Raw genomic sequence first — 18634 nt, 5'->3', positions numbered from 1 at the left:
ACTTATATTCATTACTACAATCACAAAAGAATTAAAACAAAACTAAAAGGATTGTCCCCTGTGCAATACAGAGTTCAATCCTTAGTAGCTGCTTAATATATTTGTCTAATTTTTTGGGTTCAGTTCAATTTTATCAGTGGTCTTTTATTGAGAAAAAATATATATGCATAAAAGCATATTTTATCCTACCCATTATCGTATACAATATTAACTGTAACAAAACTGATTACAACTAATAAGGAGGCTTTTTCTATTATGAAAAAAATGATTTTAGCAGGTGCATTAACTTTAGCAGGAATTACTGGAGCTACTGCGTTTATTCCTGAAACAAAAGTCGCTGCTGCCGCTCAAGAACAAAGCTTTACAAAATTTTATTCTTTGCAAACTGGAGGTAGTTCTGAACAAGAACCTATTTTCCTTCAAAAAGGACAAGAACTAACAATTCATCCTAACAGCAAAACTCCTAGTTACAGTGTTTATGACTCAAATCATAACCTAATTGGACGTTATTCTGATGGTTACGGCCGAATTTTCACTGCAAAAACAGATGGAAATATGTATGTTCAATTTCATGCACCTTACGTTTACTATAGTCCTGTTAGTTTTTCTGTTACTTATACTATTCAATAAAAAAGAGGTCCTTTATAGGGCCCCTTTTATTTCTCTTGCCAATTCACTTTTACGAATCCATCTTTCACTTTTAATCCGCTTATATTCAATGCATACTCTTCATTTGCTTTTAAAGTAACTGTAAAACTACCTTTTTTCGATTCACAAATTTCCTTTAACTCTTTTATACCTTCTCCTCGTCTTTCATACACGCTAAAGCATAAGTTCCCTCGTTTTGCATCTGTCTCATAAGAAAATGTCACTTCTGTGTCCTTCTCATACTGAAGTTCAATATCTTTACCGGCAATATCCCATGATGAGAATTTCGCCTCGTAACTTGTTTTCCCTTGCTTCTCATTTTCTAAATATATATCTCCTGCTCTCCACGCATCATCTAACGTTTGTGCAAAAGTAAAACCACTAAGTAATACAAACATTGTACTTGCCAATATCGCAACTAATGTTACTTTCTGTTTTTTAACAAAGTTCATCTTATATTCTCCTTCAACTTTCTTTTTACTTCTTCTTACCATATATAATAAAAACCCAATAAAGAATGGCAATATAACTGCTAAAATACTCCATCCTTTGCTCATTTGATGTGCTTTAGCATCTGTATATACCCATGATGCAACACATATTAAAAGTGCTATAACAGCTAAAAACATCGTCACTCCAGCTACTTCAAATAGTACAAACGGATTAGCGAACTCTTTCATGTAATTTATACTCCTTCTTTAAAAATGACTGTATTACAACATATATCGGAATGTATACATGCATCATAATCACAATGGCTATCAACATAGGAATTTTATAATCCAAATGTGTGACAAATTGTTCTATAACAATTGTTAACAAAACAATCCAAATGGTGTGAATACAAATCATCCATTTCCTCTCTAACTTCTGAGCCTTTCGCACGCCCTGCTTCGTGTTATTTATTAGCTCTTCGCTTGGAGTTATCTCTTCTGCTAAGCTACTCTTTACCTTCTGTTCAAATTTATCTTCTGTCATAAACGAACCCCTCCAAATGTTCTCGCATTTGCTTCTTCGCATAATTAAGGCGATATTTCACTGTACCAATCGGTATATTTAATATTTCGCTCATTTCTTTATAAGAGTATTGTTCATAATAGTAGAGTACGAGCACGGTTTTATATTTTTCATTCAATAGCTGTATAACTTCCCGTATCATTTCCGCTTCCACTTTTTGAATAAATTCTTCTGATATATTCACATCATCTGCGAAATCTATTTCTCCACCATCTTCTTTATGAAATAAATCTAAGACGCGATCTTTCCATCTTTTCTTCTTGCGGTAAAAGTCATAAAATGTACGAACGCAAATTGTAGTAATCCACTTTTTATAATTATCCACATACGAAAGTTGGTGCCTTGATGAAAAAACCTTTATCCACGTCTCTTGAAAAATATCTTCCGCATCTTCTTTCGTTTTCGCTAACTTATAGCATAAGGAATATATTTGCTTATATATATATCAATTAATTCTTCTATCTTTTCTTCCATCATAAGCCTCCTGTCATTTATATAAGACGACGCAAATTCCCCTTTTGTTTGATAAATTTTTTTTATTATCTCCACATAAAAAGGCAATCACAACATTGTGTGATTGCCTTTTACTGAAAGCGAAAAATCGGCTCCGCTTTTCTTTATGTCCAGCTCTGCCTCCTAGCCCCTTCTGTCTAAGAACCTTCCCCACGAGAAGATAAAATGCATCTTCTGTGGGAAAGAACCTTAGCCTTCGGGACTAAACAGTCGGCTCCGCTTTTCTTTATTGTCCAGTTCCAGCGGCTAGAATACTCGGTGGCTTCGCGCCTTCCTCCGAGGCAAAGTACACCTCTCTGTCAGGAGCTCCATCCCCCTCCTATTCTAAACGAGCCGCTTCCGCTTTTCTTCATTACATTTTTTCTGGTGCAGATACTCCTACGATTGCTAATGCATTTTGAAGTGTAGTGCGTACTGCTTTCATTAACTCGTAACGAGCTTTACTTAATTCTAAGTTATCTTGGTTTAATACTTTTTCTGCATTGTAGAAGCTGTGTAATGTTGCTGCTAATTCAAATGCATAGTTTGTAATACGGTGTGGCAGACGTTTTTGTGCTGCATCCGCAACTACAGCTGGGAATTCACCAAGTTTTTTCAGTAACTCTACTTCTTTCTCAGAAGTAACAAGTTTATAGTTCACATCTCCATCTACAGCTAATCCTAATTCTTCGCCTTGACGAAGGATACTGCATACGCGAGCATGAGCATATTGTGCATAGTATACTGGGTTTTCATTAGATTTTGATACAGCTAAGTCCATATCGAAGTCTAAATGAGAATCACCGCTACGCATTGCGAAGAAGTAACGCATTGCGTCCACGCCTACTTCTTCCATAAGCTCACGAAGTGTAACTGCTTTACCCGTACGCTTACTCATCTTCATTTTTTCACCATTTTGGTATAGTTGTACCATTTGGATGATTTCTACTTCAAGCGTGTCTTTATCGTAACCAAGTGCTTGAATAGCAGCCTTCATACGAGGAATGTAACCGTGGTGGTCAGCACCCCAAATGTTGATTAACTTATCAAAACCACGCTCTAATTTATCACGGTGATACGCGATATCTGGCGTTAAGTATGTGTAAGAACCGTCGTTTTTAATTAATACACGATTTTTGTCATCGCCGTAAGTCATTGAACGGAACCAAGTTGCGCCGTCTTCTTCAAAGATCTCTTCACGCTCTTTTAATACAGCAAGAGCTTGATCGATTTTTCCGTTTTTGTATAGTGATGTTTCTGAGAACCATACATCAAATTTAACACGGAAGCTTTCTAAGTCTTTTTGAAGTTTTGCTAATTCATATTTTAAACCGTATTCACGATAGAATTCATAACTTTCTTTTTCATCAGCTTTCGCATAACGATCGCCGAATTCTTCAGCTAAACGTTTACCGATTCCAATGATATCCGCACCATGATAACCGTCTTCTGGCATTTCTTTATCTAAGCCTAAAGCTTGCATGTAACGAGCTTCAACAGAAAGAGCTAAGTTATGAATTTGGTTACCAGCATCATTAATGTAGTACTCACGAGACACATCGTAGCCTGCTTTTGCTAATAGGTTACATAAAGTGTCACCTACTGCCGCACCACGTGCATGTCCTAAGTGAAGGTCACCTGTTGGATTCGCAGATACGAACTCAACTTGTACTTTTTCACCTTTACCAGTATTCGTTTCACCGTAAGCTTCACCAGCGTTTACGATTGTTGGAATTAAATCTGTTAAGTAGCTATTATCCATATAGAAGTTAATAAAACCAGGACCAGCGATTTCGATTTTTTCAATAGAAGCTTTTGCTTTATCGAAGTTTGCAACTAGTTCTTCTGCAATCATACGAGGTGCTTTTTTCGCAACGCGTGCAAGTTGCATTGCCATATTTGTAGAGAAGTCACCATTTGTTTTATCTTTTGGAGATTCTAATACAACGTTTGGAATCTGTTCTTCTGTCGCTAATTCTGCCTTTAATACAGCAGCCTGAATTTCTTCTTTAATCAATCCTTTTACTTGTTCTAAGGAATTCATTATTTTGCCTCCTTCAAATTAATTGTGATAGTATATCTGCCAGCTTCTTGTTCACTTAGAAGCAATGCGTAAGTTAAGAAGAGTTGTCCTTTTTTCTTTTCATCCGACCATTTAAAAAGAACGTTATCAGTCTTTGTTTGCAATGCAAACGTACCAAGTTCACTCGTATACGTACCAGTTGTCCATTCACCTTTCACATGCGTCTGACGCATAGAAACAGCACCTGAACGCATAATGAGAACTTGTTCATCTTGAATTTTAATAATTGTTTTCACTTCGCCTTGTTCGTTCGGCTCCTGGAATGTTACATATGTACCTTGACCTTTTACATAGTATTGACCATTTGCTTCAAAAGCAACGGTTTCCTTCCTCGCCCCTTCACGGATTTCTGTTACGAAATGAACGTGTACCGGCAAGCCTGCAAGTTGTTTCTCCACGTCTTGCACACCTTTCAAATGTTATAGATATTAAATACTACTTATAATAAATCACTTTTCCTATCATATCAAAAAAAGACTCTGTCTGTCTGCTGAAAAATCAGGAAAACTCCATTTCAAAAAATAATTCACTTCTACTTTATTTCATATGATAAAATATTTTTTAAATCTAAATATTCTTTCAATTGAAGAGGTGAATATAGTGATACCAACAAAGTTAAAAAAGGGTGATGAAATACGAGTGATTTCACCATCGTGTAGTTTAAGTATTGTTTCAAATGAAAATAAAAAATTTGCTATAAAAAGATTAACCGACATGGGCTTTCAAGTTACATTCTCAAAATATGCCGATGAGATAGATCGATTTGCTTCCTCTTCTATTTCTTCCCGCATTCAAGACCTCCATAAAGCATTTGGAGACCCTAATGTAAAAGCTATTTTGACGACACTTGGCGGATACAACTCCAATGGTTTATTGAAACATCTCGATTATGATCTAATTCATAAAAACCCGAAATTTTTCTGTGGTTATTCAGATATTACTGCTTTAAATAATGCAATTTACGCAAAAACAGGTCTCGTTACATATTCAGGACCCCATTTCTCTTCCTTTGGAATGGAGAAAGGGCTCGAGTATACAACCGATTACTTTTTAAAGTGCTTAACTTCTAATGAGCCTATTGAAGTCCTGCCATCTGAAACATGGAGCGATGATTCTTGGTATATAGATCAGGAAAATCGAGAATTTATTAAAAATGAAGGATACGTTTCAATTCAGGAAGGAGAAGCTACGGGAGATATTATCGGTGGCAATATGAGCACATTTAACTTACTGCAAGGCACACCATATATGCCAAATTTAAAGGACAAAATTTTATTTATTGAAGAAGATAGTTTAACTGGAACATCTACTCTTAAAACTTTTGATCGTTATTTACATTCCCTTATGCAGCAGCAAGATTTTGAATACATAAAGGGAATCGTTATAGGAAAGATGCAAAAAGGTGCAGAATGTACGATAGAAGACATTCAAGAAATGATTGCTTCAAAACCTGAACTTGCACATATTCCTATCATTGCAAACGCAAGTTTCGGGCATACAACCCCGATTTTCACTTTCCCAATTGGTGGACGTGCAAAAATTATTTCTAACAAGGAAAAAACATCTATCACTATTTTAACGCACTAAAAAGGAGCGAATGAGTCGCTCCTTTTATGGTTTTTCTATTTTTTCCAACGCTTTTTGTGGAATAGATTCTTTCGGGATTTCAGCCCATCCTTTTCCTTGCATACCTTTTGCATAAATTTTTATAAACGCCCCCGTATGCAATTCACGGTTCATCATTCTTTTAATGATCTGTAACTTTCCGTCTTCTGTATACCCTTTAAAAGTATACAAGTATTCTCCGTCTTTTTTCTCACCTTTATCTATAACCGCATAATAATCTTGTATTTCTTTATTTGAAAAGAAGTTGTCTACAAAAGCATGTACACCTTCTGTTTTTGTGTTCAAATAATACGCTGTTCCACCTAGAATAATGGCGAATATAGCTAAAACTTTAATTACCAATTTCATACATGAACCTCCTGTTTGCACTTCTTTCTCACTAGTATTATATCTATACTTGTATTATACGGAAAAGAGCATACTATACTCTATCTAAAAGTCTTACACTTTCCTTACATTATTGTAAGGGATTTTTCTTACAGCAAGTTCCCAAGAAAAAATTTTTCCGTTTCATACACTTTTATATTATTATTGAATGATACGAATTTTTATTACAAAAATCAAAGGAGACAGTTTTCAAATGGCTATCTTGCAAGGTTTAGCACTATTACTTGTTGTACTTTGTCTATTTACACTTTTTAGTTACCGTGCGCCTTATGGAATGAAGGCGATGGGTGCTTTAGCTAATGCAGCAATCGCAAGTTTTCTTATTGAAGCATTTCATCGTTATATAGGTGGAGAAATGTTTCATAATGACTTTTTACAATCAGTAGGAGAAGCTTCCGGTAGTATGAGCGGTGTCGCAGCAGCGATTTTAGTCGCATTAGCAATCGGTGTTTCCCCCGTATACGCTGTTTTAATTGGTATCGCTACTAGTGGATTCGGTATTTTACCAGGATTTTTCGCTGGATACGTTTGTGCTTTCGTCGTGAAATTTCTCGAAAAGAAATTACCAGCTGGCGTGGAATTTTTAGCAATCCTATTTATCGCTGCACCAATCTCACGCGGAATGGCAATGCTTATGGATCCGCTTGTTAACGCAACACTCGGTAAAATCGGTTCTATGATTTCAGTTGCAACTACAGAAAGCCCTATCATTATGGGTATTATGCTTGGTGGATTAATAACAGTTATTTCTACCTCTCCACTAAGTTCTATGGCACTAACTGCAATGCTTGGATTAACAGGTTTACCTATGGCAATTGGTAGTCTTGCCGTTGCGGCCTCAGCCCCGATGAACTTTATTTTCTTTAAACGATTAAAAATTTGTTCAAAGAAAGATACAATTGCTGTAGCAATCGAACCTTTAACACAAGCCGATGTTGTCTCAGCAAATCCAATTCCAATCTATATGACAAATTTCGTTGGCGGTGCACTTGCCGGTATTATTACATCGCTATTCCAGCTTGTTAATAATGCACCAGGAACAGCATCACCAATTCCAGGTCTTCTTGTCCTATTCGGATTTAATGACGTTATAAAAGTAACGATCGCTGCCGTACTATGTGGAATCGTTACCACTATTGTCGGATACATTGGATCTATTGTGTTCCGTAAATATCCAATCCGCTCTGCTGATGAAATTCGCGGAGTTACTTCGGAAGAGAAGGTTGCATAAGAAAAAGAGCTATTCCCATCGTTTGAGAATAGCTTTTTTTTGTATTGCGTAACGGTAAATGAAATTATATCGGCGGTTTTTTAAATATATCAGCGCAACTCGAATTATATCGGCGATTTTTTTAATATATCGACTTACCGACACATAACGACAAAATAAGAGCCCTCTAATCATATAGAGGGCTCTTACTTTATCTAGCTGCAGCGGCTAGAATCTCCAGCCATTTCACACTCTCGGCCTACGCTAAAAGTACTTCTCGGTCGAGCGTTCCAATGACCTGCGATTCTGAGCGAGCTGCCTCCGCTTTTATTACTATCCAGTTACGCCTCCTAGACCCTTGCGTCTAAGAACCTTCCCTGCCAAAAGGTAAAAAGCACCTTTTGCAGGAAAGAACCTTAGTCACCGGGTCTAAACAGTCGGCTTCACTTTTATTTCACCCAACCGAGCAGCATTTCCCGCACGAATTTGCTTGCTGCGACTGGTGTTTGATCACTATGGTCGTAGACTGGAGCTACTTCTACTAAGTCTGCTCCAACTACATTTATATTTGAATTTGCAATTGCTACGATGGAATCTAATAATTCTTTAGATGTGATACCGCCAGCTTCTAACGTTCCTGTTCCTGGAGCGTGAGCTGGGTCTAATACATCAATGTCGATTGTGACATAGACTGGGCGGCCAGCAAGTTTCGGTAATACTTCTTTTAACGGTTCTAATACGTCAAATTTGTATAAGTTCATACCTACTTCTTTCGCCCATTCAAATTCTTCCTTCATTCCAGAACGAATTCCGAAAGAATATACGTTTTCCGGACCAATTAAATCACACACTTTACGAATTGGTGTAGAGTGGGATAAAGGCTCCCCTTCATACGATTCACGTAAATCAGTATGAGCATCCATGTGGATGATTGCTAAATCCGGATATTTTTTTGCCATTGCCTTAAAAATTGGCCAAGACACTAGGTGCTCACCGCCGAGACCTAGTGGAAACTTATCGGCATCTAAAAGTTTTGATACATACTCTTCAATCATGTCTAAGCTGCGTTGTGCGTTTCCGAATGGTAATGGGATATCACCCGCATCAAAATATTTTACCTCTTCTAGTTCACGATCTAAATACGGGCTATATTCTTCAAGACCGATTGATACTTCACGAATACGTGCAGGGCCAAAACGAGATCCCGGACGGTAACTTACTGTCCAATCCATAGGCATCCCATAAATAACTACCTTTGACTCTTCAAAACTTGGATGACTTTTAATAAATACTTTACCTGAATAAGCTTCATCAAAACGCATATTCTTTTCCTCCTTATGTGGAACTTAAGGTATCCCAACCTTTCACTATTTCTCAAATTTGGAGCGAATTGCTCCTCTTTCTCGATTTACCGGGTCTTCTTTTTAACAACAAGAAGACGATTTTCTCTACAGAAGTGTAAGTAGCTAGCATGTTCAAGTCTTCTGGACAAACACCTTAAATGAGCTACTTACACTTTATTTGTTTGATACAATTCTCTTACTTAATTAAATCCCCAACAAATTTCGGTAATGCGAATGCTGCATTGTGTAATTCTTTTGTGTAGTATTTCGTTTCGATTTCGTGGAAACGCTCTTCACTTACTTCTAATGGATCATGTTTTTTAGATCCAATTGTGAACGTCCAAAGACCACTTGGGTAAGTTGGAATGTTTGCTGTGTATAAACGAGTAATTGGGAAGATCTCTTTTACGTCTTTAAACACAGTTGTAATTAGTTCTGGTGTAAACCAAGGGTTGTCCGTTTGTGCAACGAAAATACCATCTTCTTTTAACGCTTTTGAAATTCCAGCGTAGAAGCCTTTTGTAAATAGGTTTACTGCTGGTCCTACTGGCTCAGTAGAATCTACCATAATTACATCGTATTCATTTTCGCTTTCTGCGATATGTAGGAAACCGTCTCCTACTTTTACTTCTACACGCTCATTATCTAATGCGCCTGCAATTGATGGTAAGTATTGTTTAGAGTACTCAATTACTTTTCCATCGATTTCAACAAGAGTTGCTTTCTTTACACTTGGGTGTTTTAACACTTCACGAATAACACCACCATCACCGCCACCAACAACTAATACGTTTTCAGGGTTTGGATGTGTAAATAAAGGTACGTGTGCTACCATTTCGTGATAAACGAACTCATCTTTTTCTGTTGTCATAACCATGCCATCTAAAATAAGCATGTTTCCGAACTCTTCCGTTTCGACCATATCAAGTTTTTGGAATTCTGTTTGCTCCGTATGTAATGTGCGGTTAATACGCGCCGTAATCCCAAAATGTTTTGTTTGTTTTTCAGTGAACCATAGTTCCATCGTACAATCACGCCTTTCAATGCAAATTTATAATAGGGACATCATTAATGTCCCCTAACAAAAATAAAACAAAACATCCAAAATGTATAGTTAAAAGTACAAAAATACCGAAAATATATTTTAGTCAGAGGGTTCTAACATATGTGCGGAAAGGGTTTGCACCGCAAAAGGAAAGAAAACCCTTTCTTAAGAAAGGGCTTTTGTCTCTATTTCTACTGGTTTACGAATTGGAATTAGGATCATAATACAACCAACTAACACAACAATTCCACCTACTAAAAACGGACTTTGTGGTGAAACAGTATGACCGATAATTCCTGATAAAATTGGAGCAATCGCACCACCTAACCAACGAACAAAGTTATAAACACCTGACGTAACAGATCTTTCATAAGGTGAAATATCCATTACATAACTTGTATATAATGCATTGTTTAAGCCAGATGCCAATCCTGATAAAACGATAAGAGTAATTTGTAACCACATAATTTTCACAAAGAATAGTGCAATTAAGAAAATCGCAAATACGAGTAAACTACCCTTTAATAATGTTTTTGGTTCATATTTCCCTTCTAGCTTATGTGCTAAAATTGCAGAACCGTAAGCTAACGCGAGCCCCCATCCGCAAAATACAAAGCCTAATTGAATAGCTGATAAATGCATAATAAGTGGTGAATATGCTAACACAACGAAAAATCCGTAGTAGTATAACATTCCTGAAATCGCACCTTGCATAAACGGTTTATACTTCACCAGGTTAAGTAATTCTCCTACCCCAGCAGCCTTACGCTTCACTTTTCGCTCCGGTTCTTTTACAAAAAAGAATACTAAAATAAATGCTAAGAAAATTAAAATACTTGTCGCGAAAAACGGATAACGCCAAGAATGACCACCTAATATCCCGCCTAATAATGGTCCGCCAGCCATGCCTAAACCGATAGCTGCTTCGTATAATCCTACTGCTTCATGAACTTCTTTACTTAATGCTATTAATAGCGTCATTGCTGTAGCAAAAAACATCGCATTTCCTAATCCCCATCCAGCGCGGAAAAGAGATAATTGAGCAATCGTTTGCGATATACCGCATATAAACGCAAATACAGTCACAATCGCAAGACCGATTGTCATCATCCGTTTATCACCAAATCTCGATGCAAATATACCAGCTGGTAACATCATGATTGCCATCGTTAAAATATAAGCGGTAAATAACATTTCAACTTGCCAATGCGTTGCACCGATTTTCTCAGCAATAATTGGCAAAATTGGGTCAACTACCCCTATACCCGAAAAGGCAAGGAAGGTAGCCACCACTGTAATCAATCTCCCTAGTTTTTGTTTGCTCTCCATTTTGATTACTCTCCTTTTGTGTTCTCTAAAAATGTTACTGCACGATGTAAACTATCTTCTAGTTCTGCCTTTACACGTTGCATTTGCTCCATTTTTTCGTCTAGCGTTTCCACTTGTTTTTCAAGCATATCTTTAATTTCTTGAATCACTTCACGATCACGAGGGTTTTCGCTATTTCTTCTTTGCTCCATTCTTTCTTTTAACGATAAAAAATGCTGCATCTCTTGAAGCGTAATTCCTAACACTTCTTTCGCTTCCACAATTTTTTTAATTCTGGCGATATCCCCGTCTGTATACAGGCGAATATTCCCCTCACTACGTTCAGGGGGATGAATTAAACCAATTTCCTCATAATAACGAAGTGTACGTTTTGTCAAACCAACTTGCTTTGTTACTTCATCAATTTTATACATGTTTATTCCTCCCTTCACTTGATTATTACATTTTACGTTAACGTTAACTTTTGTGCAACTGTTAGACTTTTGTAAATGTTTGTCATATTCAATTGTATTTTCCCTAAAGCAGTTTCATAATGAAAGAAAAAAGATAATAAGGAGAATTTCACATGAGTAAACCACTTATTTTCGCTCACCGCGGAGTAAAAGGAACACATCCCGAAAATACGATGATTGCCTTCCAAGAAGCAGAACGCATTGGCGCTCACGGAATTGAACTCGATGTCCACTTATCAAAAGATGGTGAACTTGTCGTAATTCACGATGAAACCGTCGATCGTACAACAAATGGCGTTGGACTTGTTTCGGAAAAAACGGTAGAGGAACTACAATCATTGGACGCTGGTAGCTATAAAGACCCTTCTTTCCATGAAGCAAAAATCCCAACGTTGCGTGAGGTTTTCATTTGGCTTTCCACAACGAACTTACAACTAAATATTGAATTAAAGACAGATGTTATTCATTACCCAAATATTGAGGAAAAAGCTGTTGCACTTGTGCGTGAATATCATCTTTCTAATCAAATTGTATTTTCATCATTTAACCATGACTCTGTTTCATTATTAGCAGAAATTGCTCCTGAAATCCCAAGAGCAATTTTATATGATACACCACTTTCTGATCCAATTGCCGAAGCAAAACATAGAGAAGCAAATGGATTACATCCAAACTTCCAGTTATTAACGAAAGAATTTGTGCAGTTAGCACAAGAGCAAGGATATGTTTTCCGTCCATATACAATTAATGAATACAAAGATTTACAAACTATGATTGATTATGGTGTAGATGTCATCATTACTGATTGGCCAGCACGTGCCTTTGAGCTTCTTTCTTAATGGAAGGGGCTTTTTTATTTTCGAAATTTCATTGTTTAAAATAAATGAAAACCCTCAATACTAATACAATAACGCTTGTATTAATGAGGGGCTGAAAAAAGATGGATCAAACTATGAATCCAAAACTTAAAAAATATAAACGTCTTTTCTTCACCGCAATGTTTTCTTGCGTCCTTTTCTTCGTTTTTTCTTTTTTTGTTATTATTATAGTTGCAAAAATTATGGGACCTCCTCCTGTTGCGGTCCCGCAAACAAGCGTCTTTTACGCAAATGATGACACTGTTATAGGACAAAGTAATGAAATGCAAAAACGTTACAATGTATCTCTTAATGAAATTTCACCTTATGTAAAAGAGGCGACACTATCTATTGAAGATCAACGATTCTACAAACATCATGGCTTTGATATGAAACGTATTGCTGGTGCCATTGTTGCCGATTTAAAAGCGATGGCAAAAGTCCAAGGTGCTAGTACAATTACACAACAGTATGCTCGTAACCTTTACTTAGATCATGATAAAACGTGGAAACGTAAACTATTAGAAGCAATGTACACAATTCGCCTTGAGGTGAATTATAATAAAAATCATATTTTAGAAGGATATTTAAATACAATTTATTACGGACATGGCGCTTATGGCATCGAAGCTGCGTCCCGTCTATATTTCGATAAAACGGCAAAAGAATTAACGTTAGCAGAAGCTAGTATGCTCGCAGGTATCCCGAAAGGGCCAAGTGTCTATTCCCCCTTTTTGAAAGAGGATCGTGCGAAAGGACGACAAGCTCTCATATTAGATGAAATGGTAGAACAAGGATATATTACGAAGCAACAAGCAGCCTTAGCGAAGAAAGAGCCACTAACTTTTGCCTCATTAGATACGAAAAAAGTAGCAGAGGTCGCACCATATTTCCAAGATGCTGTACAAGCTTCGCTCCTTCGTGATGTTGGATTAGACGAACAAGCTTTACAACGGGGTGGCTTGCAAATTTATACAACGCTAGACCCTAAACTACAAGCTGTAGCAGAACAAGCTGTAAAAGATCACATACCTGACACAACAAACATACAAACTGCTCTCGTCTCTATGAATCCAAAGACAGGTGAAGTGGCTGCTCTTGTTGGTGGAACTGATTATACTACGAGTCAATTTAACAGGGCTACACAAGCCATTCGTCAGCCTGGTTCTACATTTAAGCCATTTCTATATTATGCGGCATTAGAACGAGGATTCACGCCTGCTACGCGCTTAAAAAGCGAATATACTGTATTCACCTTAGGTGACGGCGTTTCAAAGTATAAACCGAAGAACTATAAAGATTATTATGCAGATGATTTCGTAACGATGGCACAAGCTCTCGCAGTCTCTGATAACATTTATGCTGTGAAAACGAATTTGTTTTTAGGCGATGACGCGCTTGCAAAAACAGCGAAACAATTTGGAATTAAAAGTGCATTAAAAGATGTGCCTTCTCTAGCTCTTGGTACATCACCAGTAAAACCAATTGAAATGGTTAACGCTTATAGCATGTTCGCAAATGGTGGAAAAGAAGTAAAACCTACTTTCATTCGCCGCATTATGGATCATGAAGGAAATATATTATACGATGCTCATTTAGAGAGTAAACAAGTTCTCGACAAGAGCAAAGCGTTTGTAATGGAAGAAATGATGACTGGTATGTTTAATAAGAAACTAAGCAGCTATGCTGCTGTAACTGGTCAATCGATGTTATCCAAACTATCAAGAACATATGCCGGCAAATCTGGTTCTACTGAAACGGATAGTTGGATGATCGGATTTACTCCGCAAATCGTAACTGGTGTGTGGGTCGGATATGATCAACCTAAATCTATTTCAAACGTAGCAGAACAAGGATATGCGAAGAAAATATGGACTGATACGATGGAGAAAGGGTTAGATGGACAACCAAAAAAAGAATTTAAACAACCAAGTGACGTCGTAGCGGTTAATATCAATCCAGAGAACGGTAAAATTGCTACAAAAAATTGTCCTATTTCTGTGAAAATGTATTTCGCTAAAGGTACCGAACCGACTGAATATTGTATGGATCACGTCGATGATAAAGAAGAATTTGAAAAAACGACTGAAGAAAAGAAAAAAACAAGTTGGTGGAAAAAATATCTTCCTTGGTAAAAAAAATAGCTGACGGGCATCCGTCAGCTATTTTTTATTCACTTAATAATGCACGGCGCAATTCTTCACTAGATTCGTTCCAAATAGCTTCATTATGTTCTTTCAAGAACGTACCAAGTACCTTTTTAGATGATTCATCCATATGGTCAACCATAATGTGACGCTTCAATGATTTATCCATTTTATTTACGTGCTCTGGAAGTGATTTATATCCGCGGCGAATTTCACGGTCTACTGTCATTTCACAAGCTGTTGCACCTGCATAATACGCACCTGTCGCAGTTCTTTCAATCGTTACCCAAACAAGCCAAAATGGTTTTCCGTTTGGAACTTCATCTTTATTTGTTAAAAACTTAATACCTTTTTCTACTGTACTACGCGCGTGCATCGCACCAATATCAACGAATGCAGTTTTCTCTATTACATCAACAAATACAGGTGAAATGTTTTCTAAGCTTAATGCCCCAACACCAAATCCACCATGTCCATCTGTTGAATCATTTTTCACGATATTAAAACCGATTTTTTTCTTTTTCTCTGTCATATGTAAAATCCTCCTCACTTAAAAATTATAAAAGGCCAAAAATAGGCGCAATGATGCTATCTAAAAATACAAATACATGCGGAATAACTACCTGGAAAATAGGTTGAATTGTGTAATTACTAAGCGGTGTAATAACGAGAATTAATAACGCAATTGCCCCGTATTTTTCATACTGTGTCATTTTCGCGCGAATATTTGCTGGCGCTAAATCTTCCACAACTCGATACCCATCAAGTGGCGGGATCGGTAATAAGTTAAATACAAGTAAAACGATATTCAGCATAATAAAAATCTGGAAAAATTGAGCTAACGTATCTGCTACTGCAGATGGAATTGAGTATAATACACCAAATTTTACTAAGCTATACCAAATAATTAAACCAATTGCGCTTAAAATTAAGTTACTAATCGGCCCTGCAATTGAAACTAATATACCTGCAAGACGCGGTCTTTTAAAGTTATATGGGTTAACAGGAACCGGTCTTGCCCAACCGAATCCAAGAATTAATACTGCAATCAAACCTATAGGATCTAAGTGTGCCATCGGTGATAACGTTAAACGGCCTTGTCTCTTTGCTGTATCGTCTCCAAATTTATATGCTACATATGCATGTGCAAATTCATGAACTGATAATGCGATAATAATGGCCATTGCTACCAAAGGAATTTGGTGCAACGGGTATCTAAATAACTGATCCATGCTTCATCTCCTCTTCCATATGTCAAAAAAAGAAATTATTTGTTTTTTCGATTGTTCTTCCCCATAATCCGCTATAATAAGAGTGTAACTTACATAAAAGGAGCGATTGTACATGCCATACGTAACAGTGAAAATGCTAGAAGGACGCACAGAAGAACAAAAGAAAGCTCTTGCTGAGAAAGTAACAGCAGCAGTAAGCGAAACAACTGGTGCTCCTGAAGAAAACATCGTTGTTTTCATCGAAGAAATGTCTAAAAACCATTATGCAGTTGGCGGAAAACGCTTAAGTGACAAATAATTTCAAGTTTTTTCATAAGAAGCAGCCATTAGCTGCTTCTTATTTCTTTCCTTCTAACAACTCAATAATTCTCTCTTTATATTTTCCTTTTCTTCCATCTTCATAGATTAAATCATGTGGATAGAATAGCTTTTGATCCGTTCTTTTCTTACCTGTAATCGCCTCAACAATATCCGACTCACGTGAAAGCTCTCTAAGCTCTCCGTTTGGCATAAGAAGTAGGATTGGTAGACGCTCTTCTTCTTCTCCTGCACGATAAAAGTCATACGGTAAGTCTGATGTTGAATCAACTACTAAATAATACTCCGGATCAAGTCCAATCTTTTTAAATAAACTACTTAATTCCATCCAATTATCTAAACCGTGTTTATCTGTAAACTCTACATATTTAAATAGATTTCGATTCATAAAACGGCGGCATAAATCGCTTAAAATTGAATCTTCTTCTTCCTGCCATACTTGGAAGTAGTAATACATAACGTTCTCGTCTAACTTTAAATAATCCTCTACTGTTACTTCTTCTTCAAATAAAGAATAGAAATGAACAGGATGATTTTTAAATGTATAATACTTCTCGTGCAGTGATTTCGCACGGTGTAAAATCTTCGTTAAAATAACTTCTGCACTTCGCGTTACCGGGTGGAAATATACTTGCCAATACATTTGATAACGACTCATAATGTAATGCTCAACAGCATGCATACCACTATTTTTAATGACTACTTGATTCCCATACGGACGCATTACACGCAGTATACGTTCCATATCGAAGTTTCCGTACTTTACGCCTGTAAAATAAGCATCTCTTAATAAATAATCCATACGATCCGCATCAATTTGGCTCGAAATCATACTAATCGCTAATTTATTAGTAGATGTTTTTGCAATTACATCTGCTACCTTTTGTGGAAACTCCTTATCAACACGACTTAATACATCATTAATCTCCGTATCGCCTACGATAATCTTTTGCGTAAATTTCTCATGATCTAATGAAAATACTTTTTCAAACGAGTGAGAAAATGGGCCGTGACCGACATCATGAAGTAATGCCGCACATAAACATAACAATCTATCTTCAGCATTCCAATTTGGTCTGCCATCAAACACATCATCAATCATACGACGAATAATTTCGTATACACCTAACGAATGAGTAAAGCGACTATGCTCTGCACCGTGAAATGTAAAAAATGTCGTTCCAAGCTGCTTAATACGGCGCAAGCGTTGAAATTCTTTCGTTCCGATTAAATCCCAAATAACACGATCACGCACGTGCACATATTTATGTACTGGGTCTTTAAACACTTTTGTTTCGCTGAGTTTGTCGTTTAAATATACCACTTTCCGACATCCCCCTTTCTTTACTACATTCTTACTTTATATTATAAACGAAATGAGAAACAGAAAGAAATGAAAGACTGTATTAATTCCCTTTATAAAAAGAAAAAATCACCTTTACCGAAGTAAAAGTGATTTCCTTTATACATTATTTACCTAAAACGAATTCAGCAACTTCGTCTAAGATCATATCTTTCCCTAGTGGGAAGTAACCTTTGTTTAAGTCTTCATTTTTAATTGTAAATACGTGGTTATTTTTAACAGCGTTCATGTTTTTCCAAATTGATTCTTCTTGGAATTCTTTTAAGCGCTGAGAACCGTCACCAGTTGTAAATACGAATAAGTAATCTGGGTTGTAATCGATTAAAGCTTCTTTTTGTACTTGTACTAACGGTTTATCAGTTGGTGTACCTTTAACTGCTGGTAGTTTTAAATCATTAAAGATTACGCTACCGTAACCGTAATCACCATATACGCGGAAAGCATTTGGATATGCAGCCATTTTCATAAATGTTGCTTCACCAGTTTTAGCGACGATTTTGTCATGTAATTTGCTTGCTTTTTCATCATACTTTTTGAACCATTCTTTTGTTTCTTTTTCTTTACCGAAGATTTGACCTACTTCTTCGAATTTTGGACGCCATTGATCTAATGGAGTGTTTAACATAACTGTTGGTGCAATTTTAGATAATTGATCATAAATCTTTTCTTGACGATTATTTACAAGAATTAAATCTGGTTTTGCAGCAGCTACTGCTTCAATGTTAATTTTATCGCCCCAAGCAGAACCAACTGGTTTAACGTCTTTTAGTTTCTTTTCAATATGTGCATCAATTTTTTCTTGAGATGTATTAGCAGTAATAACCGGTTTCATACCGAAAATTAATAATTCTTCTGTTGAACCACTAAGGTCAGCAATTTTCTTTGGGTTTGCAGGAATTTTAATTTCCCCTTTTGCATGTTTTACAGTGCGCTCTTCAGTCTTTGCATCTGCTTTCTTTTCTTCTTCTTTGTTAGAACAAGCTGCAAATAGTACAGAAGTCACAACTAGTACCATTGCTAATAGTGCCATTTTAAAATTCTTCATGTTCCCACTCCTTCTAGCTGTATTTATCTTATAAGTTACA

20 protein-coding genes and 1 pseudogene are annotated in these 18634 nt (G+C 36.6%); 7 read left to right on the top strand and 14 right to left on the bottom strand.

The features are described 5' to 3' along the window. Nucleotides 1–96: IS3 family transposase (locus D1166_RS17295; protein WP_130055901.1), on the top strand; the 96-nt coding region annotated here is incomplete at its 5' end. A gap of 159 nt (nt 97–255) precedes the next feature. Beyond that, on the top strand, nt 256–630 hold the full coding sequence (locus tag D1166_RS17290; protein ID WP_000738221.1) for a hypothetical protein: 375 nt from the start codon (nt 256–258) through the stop codon (nt 628–630). A gap of 26 nt (nt 631–656) precedes the next feature. On the opposite strand, the gene D1166_RS17285 is transcribed toward D1166_RS17290, so the two are convergent. The 5 genes and pseudogenes from D1166_RS17285 to D1166_RS17265 form a co-directional block, all read right to left on the bottom strand. Next, on the bottom strand, nt 657–1328 hold the full coding sequence (locus tag D1166_RS17285) for an anti-sigma factor (protein WP_097855687.1): 672 nt from the start codon (nt 1326–1328) through the stop codon (nt 657–659). After that, a complete protein-coding gene (locus tag D1166_RS17280) occupies nt 1312–1626 on the bottom strand; it encodes a hypothetical protein (RefSeq protein WP_000133822.1) in 315 nt (104 codons plus the stop codon). Before D1166_RS17280 ends, D1166_RS17285 begins: the two co-directional genes overlap by 17 nt. Next, nucleotides 1613–2139 (bottom strand): annotated as a pseudogene (locus D1166_RS17275) (RNA polymerase sigma factor). Before D1166_RS17275 ends, D1166_RS17280 begins: the two are co-directional and overlap by 14 nt. Before the next feature lie 391 nt (nt 2140–2530). Next, nucleotides 2531–4201, bottom strand: coding sequence for an arginine--tRNA ligase (argS, locus tag D1166_RS17270; protein WP_001086446.1), 1671 nt, complete (start codon nt 4199–4201; stop codon nt 2531–2533). Then, on the bottom strand, nt 4201–4638 hold the full coding sequence (locus D1166_RS17265; RefSeq protein WP_000414867.1) for a YwiB family protein: 438 nt from the start codon (nt 4636–4638) through the stop codon (nt 4201–4203). The genes argS and D1166_RS17265 overlap by 1 nt, the downstream gene beginning before the upstream one ends. Nucleotides 4639–4840: 202 nt before the next feature. Between D1166_RS17265 and D1166_RS17260 the strand changes: the two genes are divergently transcribed. Continuing rightward, nucleotides 4841–5827: a S66 family peptidase gene (locus D1166_RS17260; RefSeq protein ID WP_000613229.1), complete on the top strand. Its 987-nt coding sequence runs from the start codon at nt 4841–4843 to the stop codon at nt 5825–5827. A 24-nt stretch (nt 5828–5851) separates the two neighbouring features. On the opposite strand, the gene D1166_RS17255 is transcribed toward D1166_RS17260, so the two are convergent. Beyond that, nucleotides 5852–6214, bottom strand: coding sequence for a YxeA family protein (locus D1166_RS17255; protein WP_000779915.1), 363 nt, complete (start codon nt 6212–6214; stop codon nt 5852–5854). Between the two features lie 232 nt (nt 6215–6446). On the opposite strand from D1166_RS17255, the gene D1166_RS17250 reads away from it, so the two are divergent. Then, nucleotides 6447–7484 (top strand): PTS sugar transporter subunit IIC, encoded by a 1038-nt coding sequence (locus tag D1166_RS17250; protein ID WP_000996328.1) that lies wholly within the window; start codon nt 6447–6449, stop codon nt 7482–7484. Between the two features lie 428 nt (nt 7485–7912). On the opposite strand, the gene speB is transcribed toward D1166_RS17250, so the two are convergent. The 4 genes from speB to D1166_RS17230 all read right to left on the bottom strand — a co-directional run bounded on the left by speB (nt 7913) and on the right by D1166_RS17230 (nt 11593). Beyond that, nucleotides 7913–8785, bottom strand: a complete 873-nt coding sequence (speB, locus tag D1166_RS17245; RefSeq protein ID WP_001209831.1) for an agmatinase — start codon at nt 8783–8785, stop codon at nt 7913–7915. Nucleotides 8786–9002: 217 nt separating this feature from the next. Continuing rightward, complete coding sequence (speE, locus tag D1166_RS17240) at nt 9003–9830, bottom strand: polyamine aminopropyltransferase (protein ID WP_000424696.1); 828 nt, start codon at nt 9828–9830, stop codon at nt 9003–9005. A 186-nt stretch (nt 9831–10016) separates the two neighbouring features. Further along, complete coding sequence (locus tag D1166_RS17235; protein WP_000444233.1) at nt 10017–11180, bottom strand: MFS transporter; 1164 nt, start codon at nt 11178–11180, stop codon at nt 10017–10019. Between the two features lie 5 nt (nt 11181–11185). Beyond that, nucleotides 11186–11593 carry a MerR family transcriptional regulator gene (locus tag D1166_RS17230; RefSeq protein WP_000276578.1) on the bottom strand — a complete coding sequence of 136 codons (408 nt, stop codon included), beginning with the start codon at nt 11591–11593 and terminating at the stop codon, nt 11186–11188. 152 nt (nt 11594–11745) lie between these two features. On the opposite strand from D1166_RS17230, the gene D1166_RS17225 reads away from it, so the two are divergent. Continuing rightward, entirely contained in the window at nt 11746–12471 is a 726-nt protein-coding gene (locus tag D1166_RS17225; RefSeq protein WP_000042788.1) for a glycerophosphodiester phosphodiesterase, read from the top strand. 101 nt (nt 12472–12572) lie between these two features. After that, nucleotides 12573–14624 carry a transglycosylase domain-containing protein gene (locus D1166_RS17220; RefSeq protein WP_097855688.1) on the top strand — a complete coding sequence of 684 codons (2052 nt, stop codon included), beginning with the start codon at nt 12573–12575 and terminating at the stop codon, nt 14622–14624. Between the two features lie 34 nt (nt 14625–14658). Here the strand turns inward: D1166_RS17220 and D1166_RS17215 are convergent, their stop codons facing one another. Continuing rightward, entirely contained in the window at nt 14659–15168 is a 510-nt protein-coding gene (locus D1166_RS17215; RefSeq protein WP_097855689.1) for a YwhD family protein, read from the bottom strand. Nucleotides 15169–15193: 25 nt separating this feature from the next. Beyond that, nucleotides 15194–15868: a site-2 protease family protein gene (locus D1166_RS17210; protein WP_000372455.1), complete on the bottom strand. Its 675-nt coding sequence runs from the start codon at nt 15866–15868 to the stop codon at nt 15194–15196. Nucleotides 15869–15980: 112 nt separating this feature from the next. On the opposite strand from D1166_RS17210, the gene D1166_RS17205 reads away from it, so the two are divergent. Next, entirely contained in the window at nt 15981–16166 is a 186-nt protein-coding gene (locus D1166_RS17205; RefSeq protein WP_001147171.1) for a 2-hydroxymuconate tautomerase, read from the top strand. Between the two features lie 39 nt (nt 16167–16205). Here D1166_RS17205 and D1166_RS17200 read toward each other — a convergent pair whose 3' ends face one another. Continuing rightward, nucleotides 16206–17510, bottom strand: a complete 1305-nt coding sequence (locus tag D1166_RS17200; RefSeq protein ID WP_000262731.1) for an HD domain-containing protein — start codon at nt 17508–17510, stop codon at nt 16206–16208. Between the two features lie 145 nt (nt 17511–17655). Next, nucleotides 17656–18594, bottom strand: coding sequence for an ABC transporter substrate-binding protein (locus tag D1166_RS17195; protein ID WP_000787724.1), 939 nt, complete (start codon nt 18592–18594; stop codon nt 17656–17658). Between the last annotated feature and the right edge of the window lie 40 nt (nt 18595–18634).

The organism is Bacillus sp. ISO11, from assembly GCF_003458115.1.
Classification (GTDB): Bacteria; Bacillota; Bacilli; order Bacillales; family Bacillaceae_G; genus Bacillus_A; species Bacillus_A cereus.
Note: the sequence above shows the minus strand (reverse complement) of the source record. Positions and strands in the feature narration are given on the sequence as shown.